Raw genomic sequence first — 25,364 nt, 5'->3', positions numbered from 1 at the left:
GTGATTGCGCCGGCGGACAATCTGTCAAAATTATACGGACGTAGTATTACCGGCTTTTTTCAGTTGCTCCGGATAACCGTAGTTGCCGTGTTCGCTCAAGTCCAGACCGATAATTTCTTGCTCTTCCGTGACGCGGAAGCCGATCACTTGCTTCACAACCCACAGGACGACGAAGCATGCCACGAATGCGAATCCGCCGGCTACGACTACAGACTCGAACTGAACCCACAGCTGCTTCCAGCCGCCGCCTGCGAACAGGCCCGCTTGGCCTACGCCGACTTTGGCAGACAATTCTTCCGTAGCAAACAATCCATTCGCCAAAGTTCCCCAAATCCCTGCCGCGCCGTGTACGGACAAGGCGTAGATCGGATCGTCGATTTTCATTTTCTCGAAGAATTTGGCGCTGAAGAAGACGAGTACGCCGGCAACGAGACCGATGACGACTGCAGCCCATGGATCAACGAATGCGCAGGACGCAGTGATCGCGACCAGACCAGCCAATGCGCCGTTCAGTGTAGCCGTGATGTCGGCTTTGCCGTTCACGAGCCAGGAGATCAGCAGCGCCGCTACAGCGCCCGCAGCTGCGCCGAGCTGCGTGTTAAACGCTACGAAGCCGAAGAAGCCGTCGCCGATCGCTACCGTACTGCCCGCGTTGAATCCGAACCAGCCTACCCACAGGATGAGTACGGACAGAGCCGTAAACACTTGGTTGTGACCGAGAATTTCGTTCGCGGAACCGTCTTTGTTGAATCTGCCGATACGAGGTTTCAGCAAGATTGTAGCTGCGAGAGCACCGATCGCACCCGTCAAGTGAACGACGGTCGAGCCCGCGAAGTCTTGCGCTCCGTCTTCCGCCAGCCAGCCGCCGCCCCAGATCCAGTGAGCGACTACCGGGTAGATGACCGAAACGAAGAACAAAGTGAAGATCAGATAAGAGGACAATTTCGCTCTCTCCGCGAATCCGCCCCATGCGATCGACAGCGATACCGCCGCGAACGCCAGCTGGAAGACGAAGAAGACCGATTCTGGCAAGCTGCCGTCCGTTACCCCGTTAGCCGGGCTAAAGAAGAAGTTGCCGATTCCGATGAACTTGTTCAGCGCCTCCGAAGCGTCTCCGCCGAACGCGATACCGTAACCTACGGCCCAGTACACCAAGGACGCGAGACCTACTGTGAAAATCGTCTTGCCTGCAACGTGGCCGGCGTTCTTCATGCGAGTCGAGCCCGCTTCCAGAAGAATAAATCCGCCTTGCATGAGCAGAACCAGAATGGCCGCCAGCATGACCCACAATGCATCGAGTCCCATGTTCAATTGCGATGGCGACGGATCTTCCGCAAACGCGACTGTCGGAAACAGCATCAGAAGCGCACCTAACGACACCAAACTTTTCTTCAACACAACGACCACTCCCTACGTGTGATGTTTCTTAACATATTAAGAAAGGCATAGTGTCATTATAGGTTGATCTTCCCGATTTGACAATACGATTTTCATAAAAAAGTTGATTATAAACGCCAAAAATCTAACATTCATGTCCTTTTGGACTTTCAATGTTAGGTTTTTGGGTTTATTTTTACATAATAAGGGATTTCACATTGGTGAGTAAGTAGTTTAGACTCACTTCTTTCTAACTATATGTAATACAATACCAATTTGCGTTAGTTAATATGCCGCAGAGGTGGGTCGGTTGTTTTATCTGCCGGCCTCCCACCGCGATTGCGACCTTTAAGCTCGCCTGGCGAATTTAATGTGTGCGATCCTGCGGTGGGCGAGTGAGTTAGTACCGTCTGACGAGCTAATGCGTGCGATTCAGCGGTGGGCGAGTGAGTTAATACCATCTGGCGAGCTAATGCGGGCGGTCTGGCAGAAGGCTGGCGCTTATAGTACCGCACGGCGAGCTAATGCGTGCGATCCAGCGGCGGGCTAGCGGGTTAGCACCGTCTGGCGAGCTACTGTGTGCGATCAGGCAGTAGGCAAGCGCAGTGGTACCGTCTGACGAGCTAATGCTTGCGATCCAGCGGGGGCCGAGCGAGTTAGTGCCGTCTGGCGAGTTAATGCGTGCGATCCTGCGGCGGGCCAGCGGGTTAGTACCGTCTGGCGAGCTACTGTGTGCGATCAGGCAGCAGGCAAGCGCAATAGCAGCGCCTCCCACCTGCCCGCCACGACCGCCGCCTTCAGACTCCCCACGGCTCAGGCAATATAAGATGAAGTTATATTCACAAGACTGCCATAACATTGCGAATAAGGAGTGAACAGGTCAAGCATCACGTTTGACTGTATGGTTAGGGATTCTGTATGATGAAGATTGAACGAAGCTCAGGGGATGAGGAACGGAGCGCAGGAAAGCCTACGTGAGTACCGGAAGACCCGGCTGAATCCAAGATTCGACGCCGAACCCGCATCATTGAATAGACTTCGTGATCAAAAGCGGACTTGTTGAACTACCTTACAAAGGAAGGGGATAACGATGCGTAAAGATCAGCCACCCGCACAACGCCTTTACCGGATCGGAGAGCTTTCCTCTTTGGCCGGAATCAGCCCGCGGACGATCGATTATTACACCGGCTTGGGCTTGCTGCTGCCCGCCAAACGATCTTCCGGGAATTACCGCTTATACGACGACGAAACTTTAAGCCGGCTGCGCCGTATTGAACAATTAAAGGCGCAGAAGTTCTCCCTGGAAGAGATTCGGGAACAATTCGCCCCGCACAACCGCGTTGCGGCGGACGAAGCCGTGAATCGCAAGCTTGCGGACCTTCAGGTCCATCTCGCTCAGCTCGAGCGGGAAGTCAAAGAGCTGGAGCCCGTGCTTGAGCAATTAAAGCCGAGACAGGCCAAGAAGCTGTACCGGGCGCTTACGCCGCAAACCGCAGCCTGCGTCGAGGCTCTTCTTCTTCTTTTGGGGAAAAGTAACTTCATGTGAACAAGTTACCCTAATGGAGGTCGAACATCATGTTCTTTCACCCGATGGATTTTCTGATCATTATCGCTTTTCTGTTGTCTCTGTGGGCCCAATTCAGGGTCAAAGGAACTTTTACCCGTTGGGCCCAGGTCAAAGCCGCAAGCGGATTGACCGGCTACGAAGCCGCCAGGCGCATGCTGGACCGCAACGGCTTGCACGACGTTCCCATCGAACCGGTGCCGGGAACGCTGTCCGACCACTACGACCCGATCGCTCGCGTCGTGCGGCTATCCGAGCCCGTATACTACGAACGCTCGATCGCTGCGATTTCCGTCGCCTGCCACGAAGTTGGACACGCGATCCAGCATCAGCAGTCCTATCCGATGCTCGTGATCCGCCACCGGATGTTCCCGGTCGTTCGCTTTGCATCCGGCATCGCGCCGTTCCTGCTCATCGCCGGCTTCCTGTTCAGCTCGCTGAACCTCATCGGCTTCGGGATCATCTTCTTCTCGGCAGCGGTCGCTTTCCAGCTCGTCACCTTGCCGGTCGAGTTCAACGCAAGCTCAAGAGCCCGAGATCTGATGGTCGCGGAAGGGTTCATCCACCGGGACGAAGAGCGCGGAGTCGCCAAAGTACTCAACGCTGCCGCACTGACGTATGTCGCCGCCGCATTGATCTCGTTGCTGGAGCTTGTCAAATATATCATGATCTTCACAAGCAGCAACCGGGAGTAAGAAAACCCATTCTCACATACGACAAAGGGCAGCCAACGGATCTTTCGCGGATCCGGGCTGCCCTTTTCTAGATCAAAGGGACCTGTATTCGTTGTTGAAGAAATCGATCAAGAACGAGTGGAAGATCTGCACGACGAGAGGAAGCTTCTCCGAAGATCTATGGATCAGGCCGATCGTCCGCGTCACCTGAGGCTCGCTGATTTTCACCACGGCTGGCATCATCGAGCTCGTCTCATACATCGCCATCTCCGGCAGCAAGCTTACGCCCATGCCAGCCGCAACCAGCCCTCTTATCGTTCCGGACTCCTCGCCCTCGAAGCCGATCTTGGGCGTGAAGCCGGCCTCCTTGCACGCATCCCAGACGATTGGACGCAGCGAGTAGCCGTTGCCGAACAGCACGAACGTCTCATCCTTCAGCTCGCTCAAATTAATAGACTCTTTGTTCGCCAGAGGATGGCTGGTCGGAAGAATGGCAAACAAGCTTTCCGTCAGCACGACTTCCCCCGTCACCTGCTCGTTGTTTTCCGGATACGGAGAAATAAAGGCAAGATCGACCTCGGCATCCACCACGTCCCGAATCAAAGAAGGATACATGCCTTGCCGAAAACGAAACTTGACGTTCGGATGAATTTTGCGGAAGGCGGCCACGACTTGCGGCACGAGGTGAATGCCCAAGCTGTGCGGAAAACCGAGTCGAATTTCCCCCACTTCGGGATCGAGAAATTCATGGATTTCCATGACGGCACGGTCGAGATCGCCAAGAATCGCCTCCGCTCTGCGAAGGAACAGCTGGCCGACCGGAGTCAGTTGCACGTTGCGTCCGCGCTGCATAAACAACCGTATGCCCAGCTCCTCCTCCAGACGGTGAATCTGCCTGCTCACCGCCGACTGCGCCACGTGAAGCTCCTCGGCCGCTTTCGTCACATGCTGCAGGCGAGCGACCTGCACGAAATATTCCAATTGCCTCAGTTCCACGCGACCACCCCTTCTCCGCAACATCAATGCTTCCAATGATTGGACAATGGCATTCCATAACGATTATAATGATTACGGCAAACCTTATCAATGAAGGAGGATTTCGTCCAATGTCCCAAGAACGTTCCGTTTCTTTCAAAGGCAATCCGATTACGCTTGTCGGTCCTGAACTGAAAGTCGGAGATTCCGCTCCCGACTTCTCGTTGAACAAAAACCTGCTCGAGGCTTCGTCTCTGCAAGATTTTGCAGGTAAAGTCAAGCTCATCAGCGTCGTGCCTTCCATCGACACTGGCGTATGCGACGCGCAGACGCGCCGCTTCAACGAAGAAGCCTCCAAGTTGGGCGAGAACGTCGCCATCCTGACCGTGAGCGCGGATCTGCCGTTCGCTCAAGCGCGCTGGTGTGCGGCGGCCGGGGTAGATCGCGTCTTCCTCTTGTCCGATTATAAGGACAACAGCTTCGGCAAAGCTTACGGCGTATTCATCAAAGAATTCCACCTGGATATGCGCGCCATCTTCGTCCTCGATGCGAACGACCGCATTACTTACGTCGAAGTGTTGAACGAAATGACCGAGCACCCGAACTACGAAGCGGCGATCGAAGCCGTCAAGAAACTTCTCTAATCCGCAAACCCGTACATGACAAAAGCGAGGACAGGCCAGACGCCTTCCTCGCTTTATTATGTCGTCTGAAGCGCCCGTCTAAGCTTTGTAAGTCGCCAGCTTGCGATCCAGTACGCTGTATATTTCCTGTATGTTGCGATAGTTCGCTCCGAGATCGCCGAGAGAACCGCGGGAAGCTGAATAGATGTCGACCGCCGTGTTGCCCGGGCTTGTACCGACGAGTTGGATCGTAATATCCATCGTGCGTCCGGACATCGACTTCTTCTCCATGACGATTTCCCCGACCGTCTGGACTTCGTGAAGAACTTTGTAGCCCTTCATCTTCTTCAGAATGGAGCTAATCTCATCCCAAGCGCGATCTTTCGAAAGGCGATAATAATGAGATTTCAGCTTAGGGTCTTTCGCCTTGTCGCTCGTATGTTCATGACTGCGAATCAATCCGATCAGAATCCGCTTCAAACGCTCTCTCTCCCTCCGAGTACCCTTGGCGCTACATTCTATCATACCACGCCTTACCCGGGGATTAAAGACCTATAGACAGAAAAACCCGCCCTTGCCGTCCGACGTGCATGTTTCTGAACCTGCTTTGGCAGGTGGGTGCCCGCAGCCCGGGTTTTGACTTCCCTTTTCGAGGGCCTGTCAGCCGCCTGGCGATGTAGAGCTCCCTGGAAACAAACATTGGTTCAAAACAATAAAGCGTCGTAACGCACAGGGCAGGAATATCCCCATTATAAGCAGGCAAAGCGCAAAAGTAAAATGTTTAGTCCTGGGATTTCTTCTCTAGGTTTACGCTCTTCTCTTCCCGGCTTCCATCTTCGCTTGCATCGTCGGTCTCCTCGTCCGAGTCGGCCTCGGCCTGCTCCTTCATCAGCATCATCTTCTGAATGACGATGTTGAAATTGAAGAAAGTGTACACCGCGATAATGCTTCCGAAGAAGAAAGGCAGCAAAAAGGTGAATCTCAAGCTGATGGCGATGACGACGACTGCCCCGATCGCCATGGCCAGCGAGCGGAATGGACGCCCGATCGTCAATATAAGCGCATTCTTGAACAGTTGAACCGTTTTCATATGAAAATGGGACAACAACGAGAAAAAGTGCAACATGGAAATAAGCAGCAACAACATTAATGCGATAAATAGATAGGCAAGAATCTGAAATCCGCTGATCTGCTTCAAGTAGACTTGGAAGTCGATAATCAGGATCGCGAACAACAGCGCGTAAAAGATGCCGCCGATCATGGCCTGAACGTAATTCTGCTTATAATTGCGGAAGAACGTCTTGAAGAGCGGAACGTCGACGTCCCCCAGCACCCATTTCCGGGCGACCGAGAACATCGCCGAGGTCGCCGGAAATAAGGTGAAAGGAGCCACGATCGCCATCAAAATGACAGCCGAGACGAGGGAGCCGCTCGCAGCGTCTCCCTCCCCTTGCGGACTGATGAACGGCGTAATGAACAGAAACCAAAAAGGAAAAGAAGTGAGAAGCCATAACACGTTAGTAACCGACAGCCTCATAATCCACTCGGATATTTTGTAGAAGCCGCCCATCATGCCCCGCATTTCCATGGGGATTCCTCCCTGATGACTGTTGGTCAGTATGCTGCTGCGATTAGATCTTCACGAAATCTTCGCTCTGCGAACGGCTGCCGCGATAATCGTCTCTGCGCTCGGTACGGCCCCCGCGATTGTCGCGATAGCCGCTGTCGTCGCGATTGCTGTTGTAGCGGCTGCCGCTGCCGCCGCCGTAAGGCTTGCGTCCGCCGCCGTTATATCCGCCCGGACCGCGATCGCCGCCGCGGCCTTGACCGCCGCCTTGGCGCCAAGCTCCGCCTTGCCCGCCTCCGCTGCCGGAGCCGTAACGGCGTCCGCCGCCTCCGCCTCCGCTGCCATAGCCGCCGCTGCGTCCGCCCTCGAACTTGCGCTTCTTCGAGCGAACCGGATCTTCCGGAGTCAATTCGATATTGACGTCCTTCTTGTCCCCGTTAAGCAGCTTCATGGCAGCCGCCAGCAATTCGACGGAGTCGTACTGCTCGAGCAGCTGCATCGCTACCCATTTGTAAGGATTGACTTCCTCTCCGGAACGAACGGTTTCCATGATGCGCTCGGCCAGAACCTTCTGCTTGCCTTCCATCGCTTCGGACAGCGTCGGAAGCATCTTCTTGGAAATGCGGTGACGCGTTACCCGTTCGATGAAGTGCAGGTGGTCGGTCTCGCGGTGCGTGACGAACGACCAGGAAGTTCCTTCCTTGCCGGCGCGTCCCGTACGGCCGATCCGGTGCACGTAGCTTTCCGGGTCTTGCGGGAGGTCGAAGTTGATAACGTGGGTTACGCCGGATACGTCCAGCCCGCGAGCCGCCACGTCCGTCGCCACCAGAATGTCGATGCTGCCGTCGCGGAACTTGCGCATGACGGCGTCACGCTGGTTCTGGGACAGGTCCCCGTGCAGTCCGTCGCAAGCGTATCCGCGCTTCATCAGAGCTTCGGAAAGCTCGGCTACGCGGCGTTTCGTACGACCGAAGATGATGGCCAGTTCAGGCGGCTCCATGTCGAGCAAACGGCACAGGCCGTCGAATTTCATGCGCTCCTGGATTTCCACGTAGTACTGCTGGATCGAAGGCGCGCTAAGCAGCTTCGATTCGACTTTCACATGTTCGGGTTCGCGCAGGAACTGCTGCGCCAGTTTCTGAATGTTCGCCGGCATCGTCGCCGAGAAGAGCAGCGTCTGACGCTCTTCGGGAACGAGCTTCAGGATCGACTGGATGTCGTCCATAAAGCCCATGTCCAGCATTTCGTCCGCTTCGTCCAGCACGACCGTCTGAACGTCGTCGAGGCGAATCGTCTTGCGGTTGATGTGGTCGAGCAAGCGACCCGGGGTTCCGATAATGATCTGCGGCTTCCGTCTTAGAGACCGGATCTGACGTGAGATGTCTTGACCGCCGTATATAGCCAAGGAACGCAGTCCCTTGAAACGTCCAAGCTTCTCGATTTCTTCCGATACCTGAATCGCGAGCTCGCGAGTCGGCGCCATAATCAAAGCTACGATGCGGTCTTCAGATGCGGCTATCTTGCTGATCAGCGGGATGCCGAATGCAGCGGTCTTGCCTGTGCCCGTCTGGGCTTGCCCGATCATGTCTTTGCCTGCGATGGCAACGGGAATAGCTTTCGCTTGGATTGGGGTCGCCTCTTCAAATCCCATCTCCGATATGGCTTGAAGTACATCCGGCTCCAAACCAAACTCTGCAAATGTGCTCAAACTTTTTCAATCTCCTTCTGTGTTGGGCCTTCAACTTACGGCTTCCAAAAAAATGATCAGTTCATTATAGCACAAACCCGCCTGTAAACTCCAGTCTCAGGAAAAGAGTACCATTCAATTGAATGAGCCTCTCTTCCCGGGGGAACCTAAAGCGTACGCCGCCGTCCCTGTTCCCATGCGCGCGAGAGGAGTGCTTTCATGAAAAGGTTTGCCGTAATCGGCCCCGTATTTTTGATGATTTTAAGCGCCGCCGCCGTCGGCTTCGGCTTTCAGATGCTGCTGATTCCGGAGAAGCTGCTCAGCAGCGGAGTGTCCGGCGTCGCGATGGTCGTCGGCTACTTGACCGGCTGGAACATCGGCTGGCTGTATTTTGCCCTGAACGTGCCGATTTTGTTCTGGGGTTATCGCGTGCTCGGAAAACGTTTCATCGCGCTCAGCATCGTCATGGTCGCCGCCACCTCGTTTTTCCTGCAAGTTATTCCCATGATCAAACTGACGGACGACCGGCTTCTCGCTTCCGTGTTCGGCGGCGTGCTCGTCGGCTTGGGCACGACCGTATCGCTTCGCTACGGCGGCTCATCCGGAGGGTTTGACATCGTCGCTTCCATTATTTCGCGTTACCGCAATCTCCCCATCGGTATTCTGATCGTCGCGCTCAACACGTTCGTCGTAGCCGCTCTCGGCTTTCTGAAGGACGATTGGAACGCCGCCCTCTATTCTATGCTGTCGATCTACTTAACGGGAAAAGTAATTGACGCCGTACATACGCCCCATCATAAAGTGACCGCCTTCATCGTCACCAATCGCACGCAAGAGCTCGCGTCCAGATTGCTCAAGATGCCGCGGGGAGTCACGATCATCAAAACGCGGGGCGCGTTCACGAGCGAAGAACGGGATATGCTGATGACGGTCACGACCCGCTTCGAGCTGGCCGAGCTGCGCAAAATGATCAAGGACGTCGACGCCAGAGCGTTCGTTAATGTCGTCCAGACCGTAGACGTCATCGGGGATTTCCGCAGAAGATAATTATAGAGGTAGTTCAAAAAGTCCGGTTTTGATCACGAAACATTTCAGGAAGCGGAATCGACGTCGAATCTTGAATTCAGCCGGTTCTTCCGGTGCTCACGTAGCTTCCACTACGCTTTACTACGTTCCTCATCAACGGTCTTCATCCAACCTTCCAGGATGCATGGGCGAGCAGTTCGCCGTAAGGCGAACGACCAGCCTCGGTGCTGAAAACCGGACTTTTTGAACACGCATTCATAGGCGAAAATTCTGGGTTTTTCAGCAAAATACTACAAAATACCTGTGTCTACTCCCCCCTAACTCGTTTATAATCTTGTTACAGAGCTTATGGGGAGAGAATAGAATGAGCATTTTTTTGACGTTTTTCCTGCTGATTAACAGCGCGTTCGGCGGAGGAGCTTCCGCTTCGAGCGGCGCGCCGTCCAACGGACTTTGGCACGCGGTCAAGACCGCCTTGCATCAGCCTTCCGCGCCCGGAGACTTCGACGATGAAGATTCTCCCGCCGTTACCGAGGGAGATCCGCAGCCCGACGCCCCGGTCATCAAGGGCGTTTATGTAACGGCTTACAGCGCCGGAGGCGAACGAATGGCGACCTTGCTGGATCTGTTGGACCGCACGGAGCTCAATTCGATGGTCATCGACATCAAGGACGATCTCGGCAACATCACCTACAAGACGACCAATCCGAAGCTGCAGTTGGGCAATCCCCAACCGTATATCAAAGACGTCGACAAGCTGATGGGAACGCTGAAGGAGCATGACATCTATCCGATCGCGCGAGTCGTTGTGTTCAAGGACAGCGTGCTCGCCAAGGCGCATCCCGAATACTCCTTCGTTCAGAAGGACGGCTCGGTATGGCAGAACGGCAACAAGGACAAATTCGTCAATCCTTACCGCCAGGAAGTGTGGGAATACAACGTCGAAGTCGCCAAGGAAGCCGCCAAGCTGGGCTTCAAGGAAATCCAGTTCGACTACGTCCGCTTCCCAGAGGGCTTCGAGAAGCGCGCCGACAGCCTGAAGTTCACGAAGGACGAGCAGAGCCGGGTCGACATTGTAACGGGATTCGTCGAATACGCCAAGAAAGAGCTGGAGCCGCTCGGCGTGCGGGTGTCCGTCGACATTTTCGGCTACGCCGCATCCGTTCCCGCGGCGGAAGGCATCGGACAGGACTTCGTGAAAATTTCCAGCGCGGTTCACGTCATCAGCCCGATGATTTACCCGAGCCATTACAGCACCGGCTGGTTCAAGCAGAAAGATCCCGACAGAGCGCCGTACGAGACGATCAAAGGCGCGATGGACGACACGCACAAGAAGCTGGAGGCGCTCGGAGACGAGAAGCCGATCATCCGGCCCTGGATTCAGGACTTCACCGCCAAATGGCTCGGCAAGGGCCACTACGCCCAATACGGCGTCGCGGAAGTAGAAGCTCAGATCAAAGCGCTGAAGGACAGCGGAGTAGACGAATACTTGCTCTGGAACGCCAGCAACCGCTACACCGAAGGCGTCAAATATTAAGCTTACCGCACTTATCGGGCAATGCAGGCCAATCGGCTTGCATTGCTTTTTTTCATAATTGTCTGGCCGCAATGAAAAAAACAGTGGCCGTCCCGGGTCATCTGTCAAGATGACTTAAGGAACGGCCTCTGATCGTACGGGCTAAGCTATCGCTTGCCTTGATAATACGGTTCGCCCAAAGCTCCAGGAGCCCTTGAGCGGCCTACCGCGCCGACGAGCACCAGAATGGTGAGCACGTACGGCAGCATGTAGATGAACTCCGACGGGACATGAGACGAGAAGTCGAACAGCTGCAGCACGTTGTTGATCGACTGCGCGAATCCGAAGAACAGCGCCGCCCCCATCGCCCCGAGCGGGTTCCACTTGCCGAAGATGACCGCGGCCAGCGCGATGAACCCTTGTCCGGAAATCGTATTGTGCGAGAACGACCCCGTCGTCGTCATCGCGATCGTCGCGCCTCCGATGCCGGCGAGCACGCCGCTCAACAGCACGGCTGCGTAACGCATGCGCAGCACCTTGATGCCTACTGTGTCCGCAGCGCTCGGATGCTCGCCGACGGATCGCAGCCGCAGACCGAAGGCCGTCTTGTACAGCATGTAATAAATCGCGCCTACGAGAATAAGCGCCAGGTACGTCGTCGGGTACGCGTTGAAAATACCGTCGCCGATAATCGGAATGTCCGACAGCAGCGGAATTTTGACCTTATGGAACACTTCGTTGACAAGAGACGTTTCGCCGGCGCCCTCGAACAGCAGCTTCACGAGATACAAGGTCGATCCGCCCGCAATGAAGTTGATGACGATTCCGCTGACGACCTGATCGGCCCTGAACGTAATCGTCGCCACCGCGTGAATCAGCGCGAACAGCACGCCGAAGATCGCCCCGGCGATGACGCCGATCCAGGGAGACGCCCCTCCGTAACCGGCCTCCTGCGCCTTGTAGGCCGCTACGGCGGCCGCAAACGCTCCTGCGGTCATAAGTCCCTCCAGCCCGATGTTCACGACGCCGGAACGCTCCGAGAGGATGCCGCCAAGCGCAGCCAGGATCAATGCGGTCGAGAATACGAACGCGGTGTTCAGCATATGCCCAATCGTTGCCGCATCCATCTAGATCGCCTCCTCTTTGCGTTTCTTGCCGGATACTCGCTTCAGCAGCCAGCGAATGATGCCCGGGGCCGCAACGAAGAAAATGACCGAGCCGATCACGATGCGGATAATTTCCGGAGGAACGTCCGCACCGAAGCTCACGCCGGCGGCGCCGTACGACAGAACTCCGAACAGAATCGCGCCAAGCAATACGCCGAGCGGATTGTTGCCTCCCAGCAGAGCGACGGCGATGCCGTCGAAGCCGTGGCCGGTATGGCCGGCGGAGATGACCTGGTTGTGGAATACGCCGAGCACCTGGAATACGCCGGCCAGTCCCGCGAGCGCTCCCGAAATGAACATCGCCTTGACGACGCCTTTGTTTACGCTGATGCCCGCATAGTTGGCCGCGTCCGGGTTCGAGCCGACCACTCTGAGCTCGAAGCCTTGCTTCGTGCGCCATAGGAAATAGTAGAAGAAAATAACTCCCAGAAGCGCAACGACCATTCCCCAGTGCATCCGCGCGTCGTCCATGAACCGCGACAGCCAGCCGATCGCGACGGATGCCGAATCGTCGACCATGTACGATCTGCCCTTGCCCGGTTCGAGCAGGAAGCGCCTGACGATATAGTTCGCCAGATGCAGCGCGATCCAGTTGAGCATGATCGTCGTGATGACTTCGTTCACGCCTCTGGCCGCCTTCAAGTAACCGGCAATCATTCCCCAGACGCCGCCCACGAGCGCCCCTACGACAACCGCGAGCGGAGCGTGAATGTACCAGGGAAGGTTCATGGTGACGCCGATGACGGTCGCCCCGGTCATGCCCATGATGTACTGCCCTTCGGCGCCGATATTGAACAGTCCGGTACGGAAAGCAAACGCGACCGCTAGACCGGTGAACAGGATCGGAGTAATCGCCGTCAGCGTCTCGCCGAAGTCGTACCGGTTGCCGAATACGGTATCCAGCAAGGAGCGGTAAGCAAGAATCGGATCGTAGCCTCCGATCAGCATGATGATCGCCCCGACGATCAAGCCGAGCAGGATGGCGACAAGAGGAACAATCGCGGAATCTTTTGTAAATGCTTTAATCAGCTTGTTCACTGCCCGCCCCTCCTTGCTTCTGCTTGTAATCGGTCATCATCAGGCCGAGCTCCTGGTCGTTCGTCTCGGAAGGCTTGACTTCCCCGACGATGCGTCCTTCATAAATGACCGCGATCCGGTCCGACAGCTGCATGATCTCGTCCAACTCGTACGAGACGAGCAGTACCGCCTTGCCCATGTTGCGCTGCTCCACGAGCCGCTTGTGAATGAATTCGATCGCGCCGACGTCCAATCCGCGGGTCGGTTGGGCGGCGATCAGCACTTCGGGGTTTTTGTCGACTTCCCGGGCGATGATCGCCTTCTGCTGATTGCCTCCGGACAACGCGCGCGCGTCCGTCATAATGGACGGAGTCCGCACGTCGAAGTCTTTGACGAGCCGCTCCGCATGCTTGCCGATCGCTTCGTAATCGAGAAATCCCCGCTTGTTGAACTGCGGCTGGTAGTACGTTTCGAGCACCATGTTGTCCCGTACGGGAAAATCGAGCACGAGTCCATGCTTATGCCGGTCTTCCGGAATAAGCGAGATGCCTGCCTCGGAAATCTTCCTCGTCTTCTCCCCGGCAATTTCTGCGCCCGCCATTTTGATCGACCCGCCGGCGACCGGACGAAGGCCCGTAAGCGCCTCGATCAGCTCGCTCTGGCCGTTGCCTTCGACGCCCGCGATGCCCAGAATTTCTCCTCGCTTCAGCACGAACGACGTTTCGTTAAGCGCGTTCAAACCTTGGCGCCCTTTGACGACGAGGCCTTCGACTTCCAATATCGGCTCGCCGAGCACGGCATCCTTCTTGTCGAGCTTAAGCGACACTTCCCGGCCGACCATCTTCTCGGCCAGCTGGTTCGGATTGGTGCCGGCAACCGGCAAGCTGTCAATGACTTTGCCGCGGCGAACGATCGTCACGCTGTCGGCAATCGCCATAATTTCCTTCAGTTTGTGGGTAATAAGCACGATCGACTTGCCTTGACCGACCAGATTGCGCATAATGACGAGCAGCTCGCCGATCTCCTGCGGAGTCAGCACCGCCGTAGGCTCGTCGAAAATCAAAATGTCCGCTCCGCGGTACAACGTCTTCAAAATTTCAACCCGCTGCTGCATGCCGACCGAGATTTCGTCGATCTTCGCATAAGGGTCCACATTTAATCCGTATTGCTTGGACAGCCGGTCTACTTTCTCGTAGGCCTGCTTCTTGTCCACGGCCAGCCCCATCCACTTCCGGGGCTCGCTTCCGAGAATGATGTTTTCCGTGACGGTAAAAGGGTGCACCAGCTTGAAATGCTGATGCACCATGCCGATGCCGAGTTTGATCGCTTTGTTGGGCCCGTCTATGACGACCTGTTGCCCATTGACGAAGATTTCCCCTTCTTCCGGCTGATACAGGCCGAACAGAACGTTCATAAGCGTCGATTTGCCGGCGCCGTTCTCGCCGAGGAGGGCGTGAATCTCGCCCTTCCTCAGCTTGAAGTTGACGCTGTCGTTGGCGACGATGCCGGGGAAACGTTTCGTAATGTTGCGCATTTCTACGACTGTTTTCGCCTGTTCCATAGTCGCACCCTTTATCGGTTAGTAATTACTGGGCAGTCGGCACCGTAATTTCGCCGCTAATGATTTTTTGCTTGTACTCTTCGACTTTGTCGAGAACCTCTTGAGGAACGTTTTTCGTCGAAGTTTCGGGCAAGCCCACCGCGTTGTCCTTCAGGCCGAGCGTCGTAATTTGACCGGCCGGGAAATTGCCCTCGATCATTTCCTTCGACACGCGGTATACCGCTTCGTCTACGCGCTTAAGCATGGACGTCAGCGTCACGTCGTCGCCGAATTCGAGCGATTGGTCTTTGTCTACGCCGATAACCCATACTTTCTTGTCCGCAGCCGCGGATTTGTTGCGCTCTTTCGCCTCGTTGAAGACTCCGTTGCCCGTGCCGCCAGCCGCGTGGAAGACGATGTCGGCGCCGGCGTTGTAGATCGAAGCCGCAGCCGCTTTGCCCAGATCCGCTTTGTCGAACGCGCCCGTATAGTTGATCTCCACTTTCGCGTCCGGGTTCACTGCGGCTACGCCGGCTACGAAACCGAGCTCGAACCGTTTGATGACCGGAATGTCGATGCCGCCGACGAAGCCGATTTTGTTCGTTTTCGTCATCAAACCCGCGACTACGCCGACCAGGAACGAGCCTTCGTTCTCTGCGAACGTGATCGACGCGACGTTAGGCGCTTCGACGACACTGTCGATGATGGCCAGGTGAGCGTCCGGGTTTTTATCCGCCGCGTCCTTCACCGCGTCGCCGAGCAAAAATCCGATGCCCCAAGTGAGGTTGTAGCCGTCGCGCACGAATTTATTCAGGTTCGTCAAATAGTTCGTCGCTTCTTTGCTCTCCTGATATTTGACTTCCGCGCCCGTCTCGTCTTTCAGTTTGTTCAGGCCTTCCCACGCGCTCTGGTTGAACGACTTGTCGTTAACGCCGCCTACGTCGGTAACCATCCCGAATTTGAAGCCTTTGCCGTCTACCGCATCGCTCGGAGACGCGCTCTCGCTTGCGATCGGAGATGCGCTTGGAGAAGCGCTCGGGCTTGCCGCTCCGCCGCCGTTGTTGTTGTTTTTAGCTCCGCATGCCGTCAAGGTCAAGGAAGCGACCAGCATGATTCCGGTAAGAAGCTTAGTCGTTTTTGTCATGTCTTAGCTCTCCTTCAGAGTAAGGTGGAGTAGTGTTGTTGCTGCGGTAACGCGATTGCGGAATTCCGTTCTACAACCGTTGAACGACCGCTTTGACGAGCGAAATGAACTTCGGCTTCGTCCGATTCGCGACCTCAATAACTTGTTCATGGCTGAGCGGCTCCAGATGTTCGCCGATTGCCATGTCCGTCACGCAGGAGATTCCGATGACTTTCATCGCCATATGGCTCGCTACGATCGCCTCCGGCACGGTGGACATCCCCACCGCGTCGCCGCCCATCAAGCGCAGCATCGTCAGCTCGGCAGGCGTCATGTAGGACGGGCCGGTAATTCCGGCGTACACGCCTTCCTTGACGCTGATCCCCAGCGACTGCGCCGTCTCGCGGACGAGCTCGAGCAAATCTGGTGTATACGCCCGGCTCATATCCGGAAAACGAGGCCCCAGCGAAGGCTCGTTCTCTCCAATCAGCGGATTGGCTCCGGTCATGTTCAGATGATCCCGGATCAGCATCAGATCTCCCGGCTCGAATGCCGGGTTCATGCCTCCGCACGCGTTGGTAACGATAAGATGATCGACCCCGAGCGCCTTCATGACGCGAACCGGGAAAGTCACTTCCTGCATCGTGTACCCTTCGTAATAATGAAACCGCCCCTGCATGGCAATAACCGTGCGATCATGGAGTCGGCCAATTACGAGCTGCCCCGCATGGCCCTCCACCGTCGATACCGGAAAATGCGGAATCGACTCGTAAGGAATCCGGACAGCGTCCTGAATGTCGTCGGCCAGCTCGCCCAAGCCGGAACCGAGAATCAGGCCGATGCTCGGCCGCCCCGGTATCAAAGACTGAATATGCGCTGTCGCCTCGTTCATTCGTTTTAGCAACTGGCCCATTGTTGTTTCACCCCCTTTAAAAGTATAACCCAATATTGCCAAATCGCTTGGCCGTCGTCACGCATCCGCGTGAACTTCACCGACGACGAGCGAGGGTGGCTCCACCGATTCGGGCCGAATCGAGATCGACTCGTAGATGCGCGCGATCGCTTCCTCTACGCCGATTTCGTTGGCATGGACGGTTGCAAGAGACTCGCCCGCTTGCACCGCATCCCCGATTTTCTTGCGCAGGACGATGCCGACCGCCAGATCGATGTTCGATTCTTTGGTCGCGCGGCCCGCTCCGAGCAGCATCGCCGCCAGCCCCATTCGTTCGGCCGCGATCGAAGCAACGTAGCCGGATTCCTTCGCCGGCACCTCGATCAACCGCTTGGCGGCCGGCAGACGCTCCGGCTCGTCGACGACGGTAGCGTCGCCGCCCTGCGCCGCCAGGAACGCCTTGAACTTCTCGAGCGCCTTGCCGCTTGCGATGGCTTGCTCGAGCAGCGCCCTGGCCTCTTCCTTGCTTGAAGCCGCTCCGGACAAGACGGCCATGTGGCTGCCTAGCGTCAGACACAGCTCCGTCAGATCTTCCGGTCCTTGTCCCCTGAGCGTATCGATCGCTTCCCTGACCTCCAGGGCGTTGCCGATCGCATTGCCCAGCGGCTGGCTCATGTCGGACAGCACGGCGACCGTCTTCCTTCCGACGCGGCTGCCGATGTCCACCATGCAGGCCGCAAGCTCCTCCGCCTCGGACATTTCCTTCATGAACGCGCCGTCGCCGGTCTTGACGTCGAGCACGATGGCGTCCGCTCCCGAAGCGATCTTCTTGCTCATGATCGAGCTGGCGATGAGCGGAATCGAGTTAACGGTGCCGGTGACGTCCCTGAGCCCGTACAGCTTCTTGTCCGCGGGCGTCAGATTGTCGCTCTGGCCGATGACGGCGACGCCGTTGCGATTGACCAGCTCGATAAACTCGTCGCCCCCGATCTCCACGTGGAAGCCCGGAATCGACTCCAGCTTGTCGATCGTTCCGCCCGTATGGCCGAGTCCTCGTCCCGACATCTTCGCGACGGGAACGCCGATGGCGGCGACGAGCGGCGCCAGCACCAGCGTCGTCGTATCTCCTACGCCTCCCGTGCTATGCTTGTCCACTTTGACGCCCGAAATGGCGGACAGGTCGATCGTCTCTCCCGAATCGACCATGGCCATCGTCAGAATCGCTCTCTCTTCCGGCGTCATGCCGCGGAAGAAGATCGCCATCGCCATCGCCGACATCTGATAATCCGGAATCGAACCGTCCGTATACCCTTGGATCAAGTAACGGATTTCTGATTCCGTCAGTTCGCCGCCGTCTCTTTTTTTCGTAATCAGGTCAACGGTTCTCACCCAGCGTCCCCCTCTCAGTACCCTTGGGCGGTTCCGCCCGTGACGATTGCGATCGAGGAGCTGGCTCCGAGCCTTGTCGCTCCGGCCTCGATCAGCTTGCCGGCCACCTCGAGATTCCGCACGCCGCCCGAAGCCTTGATGCCCATCTCGGGGCCGACGACGCTGCGGATCAGAGCGATATCCTCCACCGTCGCGCCGCCTGTGCCGAAGCCCGTCGAAGTCTTCACGAAGTCGGCTCCCGCTTCCTTGCTCAGCTGCGAGGCAACCCGCTTCTCCTCGTCGGTCAAATAGCAGGTTTCGATAATGACCTTGACGGCGGCTTTGCCCTTGCATGCCTGCACGACCTGCTCGATGTCCCATTTCACGGCATCGTTAAGGCCGGATTTCAACGCGCCGACGTTCAGCACCATGTCGATCTCGGTCGCGCCGGCGCGAATCGCGTCTTCCGCTTCCGCAGCCTTGATCTCCGTTCGGCTGGCCCCGAGCGGGAATCCGATTACCGTCGTCACGCCGACCGGGCTTCCGGCCAGCTCCCGCGCGGCCGTCGGAACCCAGTACGGATTCACGCATACCGTCGCGAATCCGTACTGCTTCGCCTCCGTGCAAATGCGAACGATGTCCCGCTCCGTGCTTGTCGCCAATAACAGCGTATGGTCGATTGTTGCTGCAATTTGTTCAGGGGTCATAGGGTCGATTCTCCTAAATGTCCGTTTTTTTAAGCAATGCTTTGGCTGTAATCTGATCCGTCACCAACGTGTTGCCGTATTTGCCGCGCAGCGCCCCGCAGATGGCGTTCACCTTGGACGCTCCGCCGGCGACGAGAATGGAGTGCTCCTTCTTGCGCAGATCCGCCAGTTCGATGCCTACCGTGCGCTCGTTCAGACTCGGCAGGCAGATCTCTCCGTCCGCGTCGTAATAGCGCGAGCAGATGTCGCCGACGGCTCTCGTCTTTATCGTCTCCAATTCGTCGCTGCGCATATAATTCGAATTGATCAGCACCGAATCCGCCGTGGGGGCGCCCGCCGTGAATACCGCGATGTTGGCGTTCTGCCCCATATCCATTACCCTGCGAATGTGCCGGTCAGTCAGCATCGCCTGCTTGACGAGAATATGGTCGACGATCGCCGGCAAATACATGAAGTAAGGGGTTACGTTAAACGCCCTGCCGAACAGATGGACGATCTCCGACGGCGAGATAAGAATATCCGCATCGCTGACTCCCCCGTTCAATTGAACGACGAAGGAGTTGTTCAATGACTTCGCCTTCAGATGAAGCGCCACCTGATACATCGTGGAGCCCCACGACGCCCCGATCGTATCCCCGTCCTTGACCAGCTCCATGACATAGGCGGCGGCCGCCTGGCCGATGTACCTCTTCACGACGCTGTCGTCATAGGTCGGAGTGAAAGCGACGACGGCGTTCTTGAGCTGGAAGCGCTCTTTCAGCATGCATCGCAAAACTTCGACATCTTCCGTAGGGTCCTTGATCTCGATCGTGACGACGCCTTCCGCCTTCGCCTGTTGGAGAAGCCGCGATACGGTCGGCCTGGACACCCCCAGAGCCTCGGCGATCTGATTTTGGCTGTAGTCCAGTTGATAGTATAGTTTGGCGGCTTCCACGACTTTCCTGATCTTGTCGTTATCCAACAAAGTTCACACCATTCGCAGAGCTGAATTTTGAAATTTTGTTCATTTTAAATGAAATTTTGTTCTCTCAACCGCTATTATAATGGATATAAGCATTCCGCGCTAGGGCGAAATACATACAAAAAAAGGCCGCTTCCCTTCTATCGGGAAGCAGCCCGGGCTTACAGCCCCATCTTGCGATTTATTGCGCCAAACGCAGCGCCAAATTGTACAGATCCAAGTTAAACGTCTTCTTCGTCGACACAACTTTGTCGATATCCGTCGCCACGAATTCTCCCTTGACGATGCCGATTCCTTTGGCGGAATCCCCTTCGATCAGGCGCTGTACGGCGAAATCGGCCAGACGGCTCGCCAGAATGCGGTCGTTGTGCGTCGGAGCGCCCCCGCGCTGGATATGTCCGAGCACGGTTACGCGAGGCTCGATGCCGCTGTACTCGGTAATGTTCTTGGCCACTTCCTCGCCGGAGCCTACGCCTTCCGCCACGACGACGATGCCGTGCCGCTTGCCCTTCTGGAAGTTGTCCTTCATGCGCAGCGAAATATCCTTAATGTCGAACGGAACTTCGGGAACGAGAATCGCTTCCGCCCCGCTCGCGAGACCTGCGTACAGCGCGATGTCGCCGCAGTGGCGTCCCATCACTTCCACGACGGACGATCTCTCGTGCGAAGTCATCGTGTCGCGCAGCTTGTTGATCGCGTCCACGACGATGCTGACCGCCGTGTCGAAGCCGATCGTGAAATCGGTGAACGGAATGTCGTTGTCGATCGTGCCCGGAAGACCCATCGTCTTGATCCCCAGCTTGCTCAGCTTGTTCGCTCCCTGGTACGAGCCGTCGCCTCCGATGACGACCAGGCCGTCGATGCCCTGCTCGCGAAGCACTTCAGCCCCGCGCTGCTGGCCTTCCGGCGTTATGAACTCCTTGCAGCGGGCGGTCTGGAGAATGGTGCCTCCACGTTGAATGATGTCGCCCACGCTGCGCAGATCCATCGGTCTCAGATCCTGATTGATCAGGCCCTGGTAGCCTCTTTGCACTCCGTAAACTTCAATGCCGCGGAACAACGCGCTCCTAACGACGGCTCTAACCGCCGCGTTCATCCCTTGCGAATCTCCGCCGCTCGTCAATACCGCGATCTTTTTTACTGCGCTCATTTCCAAATTCCTCCCCGTAGTTCTAGCCTCTACATGGCTTTTCTTATCCAATGGCTGTTCAGCCAGAAAAACACCCTCGTCCACGGACTGCCCTTCATGAGCAGCCTGGCGGTCATCCGCACGTCCTGCTGATCCCGAACTTTCGGATCGGACAAGTACAGCGCGACGAGCCCCTCCACGATCATCCGGTGAAAATGTCCGAACGGCAGCCCTTCGGCAGCCGATCTGGCGGCTTGAACCATGCGTTCCATCCGCTCGTTGAGCATCGGCTGGTCGTTGTAGTAGCTGCAGAAGTTCAAATCCCCGCCTTCCCGGTCCTCCGCCTGGTCGATCAAATAATCGAGCAGAATATGCAGTCCGCAGATGGAAGGAAAGTACCGATTGCGGATTTCCTTCGCCTGTCGGTCCTCCAACAGCGGATCGCTGGCCGCGAGAAACAGCATGAACATACCGAGCGTCGATCCCGTCGCCGCCGCGAATTCGTTCCAATGCAGGTCCGGGTAATTCGCCGAATGCTTGTCCCACCAGGCGAGCAGTTCTCCCTCCCGCTTGGTCGGATGAATATGCTTATATACTTGAAGATCTCCGTACAGCTGCACCAGCTCGATCACGAACGGCTGCACCTTGGAGTACGCGGGCAGCTGCGCTATCCGCTTCCTGCACTCCTGCACGAGCGCCTCCAAGTACCCCCCGTCGTCCTGTTCTTCCCGCAGCGCATAGTAATTGCGAGTCGGGGCTTCCGGAGTTACCGCGTCGAGCATGCTCTGATGCAGCAAGCGAAAGTCGTTCGGATCGAGCGAGGTGCTGCGGTCGCACAGATTGTCGAGATAGTCGCTGATCGTCTGCAGCGCCACGATCAGCGGAATAAGCACATGCCGCCGTTCCAAATTCGCGGCGGCATAGACGCCCCCGCCTTCGCAATGAAACTGCTTGCCGGCGATGCTGTCCAGCGCCTGCTTGCGCAGCTCCGGGTCGGGAATGCCCCCGGCCATGTTCCGCCAGCGCCCGAGCTCGGCCCGGACTTCCGGCAAAATGTACTTGTATACCCTCTTCATTAAAGAAAACGGCCCGCGAGGGGATCGGCCCGCCAATAACGTTTCTTTCGTCATTTCGTAGGGTCCTCCGCAACGCTCTAACCGATATGCAGCTTCGCTTGCGGCTCCAGCTCTTGCTGGATGCGAAACCAAATATTCAGGTCGTTGATCCTGCTGGCCAAGTCGGCGATATCCCCGTTGATCAGGCAGGATTGGGCGAAATCGTCTTCCTCGAACAACAGCTGCTGCTTCTCCCGAATGGCATCCTCCAGATGTCTGATTCGATCCGGAATCTTCCCCCGAATCGTCTCCCACCTAGACAATATTGCGGCTTGGCATTCGAGCGCCAGTTCGTCCCAGTCTTTCTCCGGAGCCGGAAGCGCAATGCCGTGCCTATCGCTGTAAGCGAACTGCCGTTCGAGCCACCGTTCGTCCACCCGCATTTTCATCACCCGGTCTTTGCTCGACAAAGCCTCTAAATTTGCTTTATTCTTTAATTTATCATTTTGCAGGGGCGAAATCCAGTTTTAATTCTCCGAAAATGATCCCCGAATATTCTTCATAATCTGCTATAATACTACCTATCTCTAGCAAAACCCCTTCGGCGACCCCAGGACGGCGAAGGCGTTATGTCGGAGACGATTCAGATAAGAAGAGCGGATCTCATACTTCCTGAATCGCTGACAACCGGAAGCTTTGCTTTCCGAAGGAGAGCCTACTGCCATGCCGCACTCTAACGAGCCGGTCTCACTGAGACGGCTTTTACTGTTTTTCATTCCGATGGGGATCTCCGTACTGCTGATCAACCTGTCGCATATCATCATCAACGGGACGCTGGCCAGGTCGGACAATCCCGAGATTATACTGGCCGGGTACGCGCTGGCGATGAGTCTGCTCGTCGTTACGGAGAAACCGGCCGTGCTCTTCCGGCAGACGTGCTCGGCGCTCGTTCGCGACCGCACCTCGTTCCGGGCCGTTCGCAAAGTCAGCTTCTACGTATTCGGCGCTTCGCTCGCGTTCGGAGCGCTTATCGCCTACACGCCTGCGGGGCACTGGGTATTCGGAGGCGCGTACGGCGCCGACCCGGTCGTCGAAGGGGAAGCGATCCGCGCGTTCTACGCGCTGATGTTCCTGTCGGTATTTTCCGGCATCCGCTGTCTTTATCAAGGCGTCATTATTTATAAAATGAGAACTCGTTGGCTGACCATCGCGATGGTCTTCCGACTCTTGGGCATGTTCCTGCTGTCCCAGTACTTCCTGCGGGTCGGCGTCGACAGCGCCCTGCATGGGACCGTCATCTTCGTGTTCGGCATGATGATCGAAGCCGGCCTGAGCTGGTGGGAATCGAGCAAGCTGATTAAGCAGTTGCCCGAGAAGGACGAGGAATGCGAGATTACCGAGCCGAAGCAGGTAGCCAAGTTCTACAACCCGCTCCTGTATTCGTCGCTGATCGTCGTCTGGGTGCTGCCGATCCTTAACGCCCTGCTCGGCACGACCGACCGCGGCACGCTCGCCGTCGCTTCGTTCGCCGTAGCCGGCAGCCTGATGAACCTCGTGCTCGGCTTCTTTACTTATTTTCACCAGATCGCCCTGCTGTTCGTCAAATCCAATCCGGCCATCGTGCGCAAGTTCACGCTGATGCTCGGCTTCATTCCTCCGCTGCTGCTGTCGCTCATGGCGTTCACGCCGATCGGGGAATGGATGTTCTCGCACGTGCTCGGAGTGAAGGACGAGCTGTTGACGGCCTGTATCCATGCGTTGCGCGGCTTTCTGCCGTTCGTGCTCGTCTTCCCTTGGCTCGATACGCTCAACGGCATCGTCATGGCCCACGGGGAGACGAAGCTGATGTTCGGCTCACAGGTCGCCAACGCGATTCTGACGGCTCTGACGATCGTGCTGCTCGTCCTTCTGCTGCCCGCTTGGAACGGCGTTCTGGGCTCCTTGGCGCAGTCGACGGGGGTCATCGCCGAAGTGCTATTCCTGGCGTGGCTCTTCCGCCGCAGCCATCGGACGGCCAAGCTGACCGCCTAGGGCGTGCATGCAACCTCCGAGGATAGCAGATGTTGCCGAATTTTCGTTCCATGTAAGGAACTTTTGTGAAGGCGTACCGGAGGTACGTCAAGCAAAAGTGACGAAGCAGGGGGGCGAAAAGGCGGGGATAGCTGCCTCTGAGCGGGTTGGCATGCACGCCCAAGCATCCAGAATAGGAGATTACGCAATGAACAACGGCTCAGTCATGCGCGGCCAGCTCTTCGTGCTGCGCTCGCTCCAATTCGCCAACTACGCCGCCATGGTGCTGCTGGTCACCTACTTCCCGCTCTACTTTGAAAGTTTGGGCTTCTCGAAGCTGCAGATCGGCGCGATCTATTCGGTCGGACCGTTCCTGTCCATCGTATCCAACCTTGTCGTCGGCATTCTGAGCGACCGCATGAAAAACCTGCCCCGGATACTCAACGTGCTGTATCTCGTGCAGATTCTTGCCCTCGCCTTGCTGCTTCCCCAGAAGGAATTCGGCATTATGGCCGGCATCATGGCACTGTTCTACCTGTTCCAGACGCCGAACAATTCGATGCTGGACAGCGTCTCGCTGCTGGCCGCCGAACGGATGAAGATCAGCTTCCCTTCGATCCGGATGTTCGGCTCGCTCGGTTACGCCGTATGCGCCGTCGTGTTCGGATACGTGCTGAAGACGTTCGGCTCCGATCTGACGATCTGGCTCATTCTCGGCGTCGTGCTCGTCTCGCTCGTCTTCTCCTTCTTCATCGGCGATTATCAGGCGACGCTGCGCAAGTTCGAATTCCGGGGACTGTGGGAGCTGCTGCGCCGCAGGGAGACGCTTGTGTTCTTCGGCCTGATCATGGTCATCTCGGTCGCGCACCGTACGAACGAAGGCTTCCTGTCCATCGCCATGCGGGAGATCGGGGCCGACGACTCAGTCATCGGGTACGCCTCGCTCGCGTCAGCCGTCAGCGAAATTCCGATGTTTTTCCTGCTCGCCAAGTTCGGGCATCGCTTCCGCGAATATCCGCTGCTGGCCATCGCCAGCGCATTCTACGTCATTCGGCTCGGCCTGCTCAGCCTGGCCGACGAGCCCTGGATGATGGTCGCACTGCAGATGACGCACGCCATCACCTTCGCCATCTTCTACATTACGGCGCTGCGCGGTCTGCAAGCGCTCATCCCCGACGAGTACCGCTCGTCGGGCCAAGCCGTGTTCGCCGTCGTCTGGTCCGGCCTCGCCGGCGTCATCGCGGGAACGCTTGGCGGCTGGCTGTACGACTCGTTCGGCCTGTCCCGCGTTTTCCAGACCGGCGCCGTCTTCGCCTTGATCGGCATGATTGGCTTCCTTATCGCCCATGTTCGTCGGCGGTAGTTGCCTGTACACAATCGGAAACAC

General features: G+C 56.8%; 23 protein-coding genes and 1 other RNA gene. 7 read left to right on the top strand and 17 right to left on the bottom strand.

Going from position 1 to position 25,364, the window contains the following annotated elements; all coding sequences use genetic code 11:
• Nucleotides 1–30: 30 nt before the first annotated feature.
• On the bottom strand, nt 31–1,398 hold the full coding sequence (locus tag B0G52_RS15405) for an ammonium transporter (RefSeq protein ID WP_094045806.1): 1,368 nt from the start codon (nt 1,396–1,398) through the stop codon (nt 31–33).
• Nucleotides 1,399–2,467: 1,069 nt separating this feature from the next.
• Here B0G52_RS15405 and B0G52_RS15400 point away from each other — a divergent pair.
• Nucleotides 2,468–2,923: a MerR family transcriptional regulator gene (locus B0G52_RS15400; RefSeq protein ID WP_094045804.1), complete on the top strand. Its 456-nt coding sequence runs from the start codon at nt 2,468–2,470 to the stop codon at nt 2,921–2,923.
• A gap of 29 nt (nt 2,924–2,952) precedes the next feature.
• A complete protein-coding gene (locus B0G52_RS15395) occupies nt 2,953–3,636 on the top strand; it encodes a zinc metallopeptidase (protein WP_094045802.1) in 684 nt (227 codons plus the stop codon).
• A 72-nt stretch (nt 3,637–3,708) separates the two neighbouring features.
• On the opposite strand, the gene gltC is transcribed toward B0G52_RS15395, so the two are convergent.
• Nucleotides 3,709–4,611, bottom strand: coding sequence for a glutamate biosynthesis transcriptional regulator GltC (gene gltC, locus B0G52_RS15390; protein WP_094045800.1), 903 nt, complete (start codon nt 4,609–4,611; stop codon nt 3,709–3,711).
• 110 nt (nt 4,612–4,721) lie between these two features.
• Between gltC and tpx the strand changes: the two genes are divergently transcribed.
• On the top strand, nt 4,722–5,234 hold the full coding sequence (gene tpx / locus B0G52_RS15385) for a thiol peroxidase (protein ID WP_094045798.1): 513 nt from the start codon (nt 4,722–4,724) through the stop codon (nt 5,232–5,234).
• A gap of 78 nt (nt 5,235–5,312) precedes the next feature.
• On the opposite strand, the gene B0G52_RS15380 is transcribed toward tpx, so the two are convergent.
• The 4 genes from B0G52_RS15380 to cshA form a co-directional block, all read right to left on the bottom strand.
• Entirely contained in the window at nt 5,313–5,738 is a 426-nt protein-coding gene (locus B0G52_RS15380) for a DUF1499 domain-containing protein (protein WP_094045796.1), read from the bottom strand.
• A gap of 36 nt (nt 5,739–5,774) precedes the next feature.
• Nucleotides 5,775–5,957: non-coding RNA, 6S RNA (gene ssrS / locus B0G52_RS15375), on the bottom strand.
• Nucleotides 5,958–5,994: 37 nt separating this feature from the next.
• A complete protein-coding gene (locus tag B0G52_RS15370; RefSeq protein ID WP_094045794.1) occupies nt 5,995–6,801 on the bottom strand; it encodes a YesL family protein in 807 nt (268 codons plus the stop codon).
• Nucleotides 6,802–6,844: 43 nt separating this feature from the next.
• Nucleotides 6,845–8,488 carry a degradosome RNA helicase CshA gene (cshA, locus tag B0G52_RS15365; protein WP_094045792.1) on the bottom strand — a complete coding sequence of 548 codons (1,644 nt, stop codon included), beginning with the start codon at nt 8,486–8,488 and terminating at the stop codon, nt 6,845–6,847.
• A gap of 198 nt (nt 8,489–8,686) precedes the next feature.
• Here cshA and B0G52_RS15360 point away from each other — a divergent pair, with 198 nt between their 5' ends.
• Together B0G52_RS15360 and B0G52_RS15355 are read left to right on the top strand one after the other, a co-directional pair.
• A complete protein-coding gene (locus tag B0G52_RS15360; RefSeq protein WP_094045790.1) occupies nt 8,687–9,514 on the top strand; it encodes a YitT family protein in 828 nt (275 codons plus the stop codon).
• Nucleotides 9,515–9,857: 343 nt separating this feature from the next.
• Nucleotides 9,858–11,030, top strand: coding sequence for a putative glycoside hydrolase (locus tag B0G52_RS15355; RefSeq protein WP_094045788.1), 1,173 nt, complete (start codon nt 9,858–9,860; stop codon nt 11,028–11,030).
• A gap of 146 nt (nt 11,031–11,176) precedes the next feature.
• On the opposite strand, the gene B0G52_RS15350 is transcribed toward B0G52_RS15355, so the two are convergent.
• The 11 genes from B0G52_RS15350 to B0G52_RS15300 all read right to left on the bottom strand — a co-directional run bounded on the left by B0G52_RS15350 (nt 11,177) and on the right by B0G52_RS15300 (nt 22,416).
• Nucleotides 11,177–12,136: an ABC transporter permease gene (locus B0G52_RS15350; RefSeq protein WP_094045786.1), complete on the bottom strand. Its 960-nt coding sequence runs from the start codon at nt 12,134–12,136 to the stop codon at nt 11,177–11,179.
• Nucleotides 12,137–13,213 (bottom strand): ABC transporter permease, encoded by a 1,077-nt coding sequence (locus B0G52_RS15345; protein ID WP_094045784.1) that lies wholly within the window; start codon nt 13,211–13,213, stop codon nt 12,137–12,139. It abuts the gene before it with no gap.
• The gene (locus B0G52_RS15340; protein WP_094045782.1) at nt 13,197–14,753 is read right to left on the bottom strand and encodes an ABC transporter ATP-binding protein; all 1,557 of its coding nucleotides are present in this window, start codon (nt 14,751–14,753) and stop codon (nt 13,197–13,199) included. The genes B0G52_RS15345 and B0G52_RS15340 overlap by 17 nt, the downstream gene beginning before the upstream one ends.
• 25 nt (nt 14,754–14,778) lie before the next feature.
• Nucleotides 14,779–15,876, bottom strand: coding sequence for a BMP family lipoprotein (locus B0G52_RS15335; RefSeq protein ID WP_094045780.1), 1,098 nt, complete (start codon nt 15,874–15,876; stop codon nt 14,779–14,781).
• A gap of 70 nt (nt 15,877–15,946) precedes the next feature.
• Entirely contained in the window at nt 15,947–16,768 is an 822-nt protein-coding gene (locus B0G52_RS15330) for a purine-nucleoside phosphorylase (RefSeq protein ID WP_094045778.1), read from the bottom strand.
• A gap of 57 nt (nt 16,769–16,825) precedes the next feature.
• The gene (locus B0G52_RS15325; RefSeq protein WP_094045776.1) at nt 16,826–18,136 is read right to left on the bottom strand and encodes a pyrimidine-nucleoside phosphorylase; all 1,311 of its coding nucleotides are present in this window, start codon (nt 18,134–18,136) and stop codon (nt 16,826–16,828) included.
• 14 nt (nt 18,137–18,150) lie between these two features.
• Nucleotides 18,151–18,822, bottom strand: coding sequence for a deoxyribose-phosphate aldolase (deoC, locus tag B0G52_RS15320; protein WP_094045774.1), 672 nt, complete (start codon nt 18,820–18,822; stop codon nt 18,151–18,153).
• A gap of 13 nt (nt 18,823–18,835) precedes the next feature.
• A complete protein-coding gene (locus B0G52_RS15315; protein WP_094046020.1) occupies nt 18,836–19,783 on the bottom strand; it encodes a DNA-binding transcriptional repressor DeoR in 948 nt (315 codons plus the stop codon).
• Between the two features lie 181 nt (nt 19,784–19,964).
• Nucleotides 19,965–20,933: a 6-phosphofructokinase gene (gene pfkA / locus B0G52_RS15310; RefSeq protein ID WP_094045772.1), complete on the bottom strand. Its 969-nt coding sequence runs from the start codon at nt 20,931–20,933 to the stop codon at nt 19,965–19,967.
• A gap of 29 nt (nt 20,934–20,962) precedes the next feature.
• Nucleotides 20,963–22,042 (bottom strand): tetraprenyl-beta-curcumene synthase family protein, encoded by a 1,080-nt coding sequence (locus B0G52_RS15305; RefSeq protein ID WP_094045770.1) that lies wholly within the window; start codon nt 22,040–22,042, stop codon nt 20,963–20,965.
• A gap of 23 nt (nt 22,043–22,065) precedes the next feature.
• Nucleotides 22,066–22,416: a hypothetical protein gene (locus B0G52_RS15300; RefSeq protein ID WP_233162705.1), complete on the bottom strand. Its 351-nt coding sequence runs from the start codon at nt 22,414–22,416 to the stop codon at nt 22,066–22,068.
• A gap of 274 nt (nt 22,417–22,690) precedes the next feature.
• Here B0G52_RS15300 and B0G52_RS15295 point away from each other — a divergent pair, with 274 nt between their 5' ends.
• Together B0G52_RS15295 and B0G52_RS15290 are read left to right on the top strand one after the other, a co-directional pair.
• A complete protein-coding gene (locus B0G52_RS15295) occupies nt 22,691–23,998 on the top strand; it encodes a multi antimicrobial extrusion protein MatE (RefSeq protein WP_094045768.1) in 1,308 nt (435 codons plus the stop codon).
• A gap of 187 nt (nt 23,999–24,185) precedes the next feature.
• Entirely contained in the window at nt 24,186–25,340 is a 1,155-nt protein-coding gene (locus B0G52_RS15290; protein WP_094045766.1) for an MFS transporter, read from the top strand.
• Nucleotides 25,341–25,364: the final 24 nt, after the last annotated feature.

It is taken from the genome of Cohnella sp. SGD-V74 (assembly GCF_003001675.1).
Lineage (GTDB): Bacteria > Bacillota > Bacilli > Paenibacillales > Paenibacillaceae > Cohnella.
Note: the sequence above shows the minus strand (reverse complement) of the source record. Positions and strands in the feature narration are given on the sequence as shown.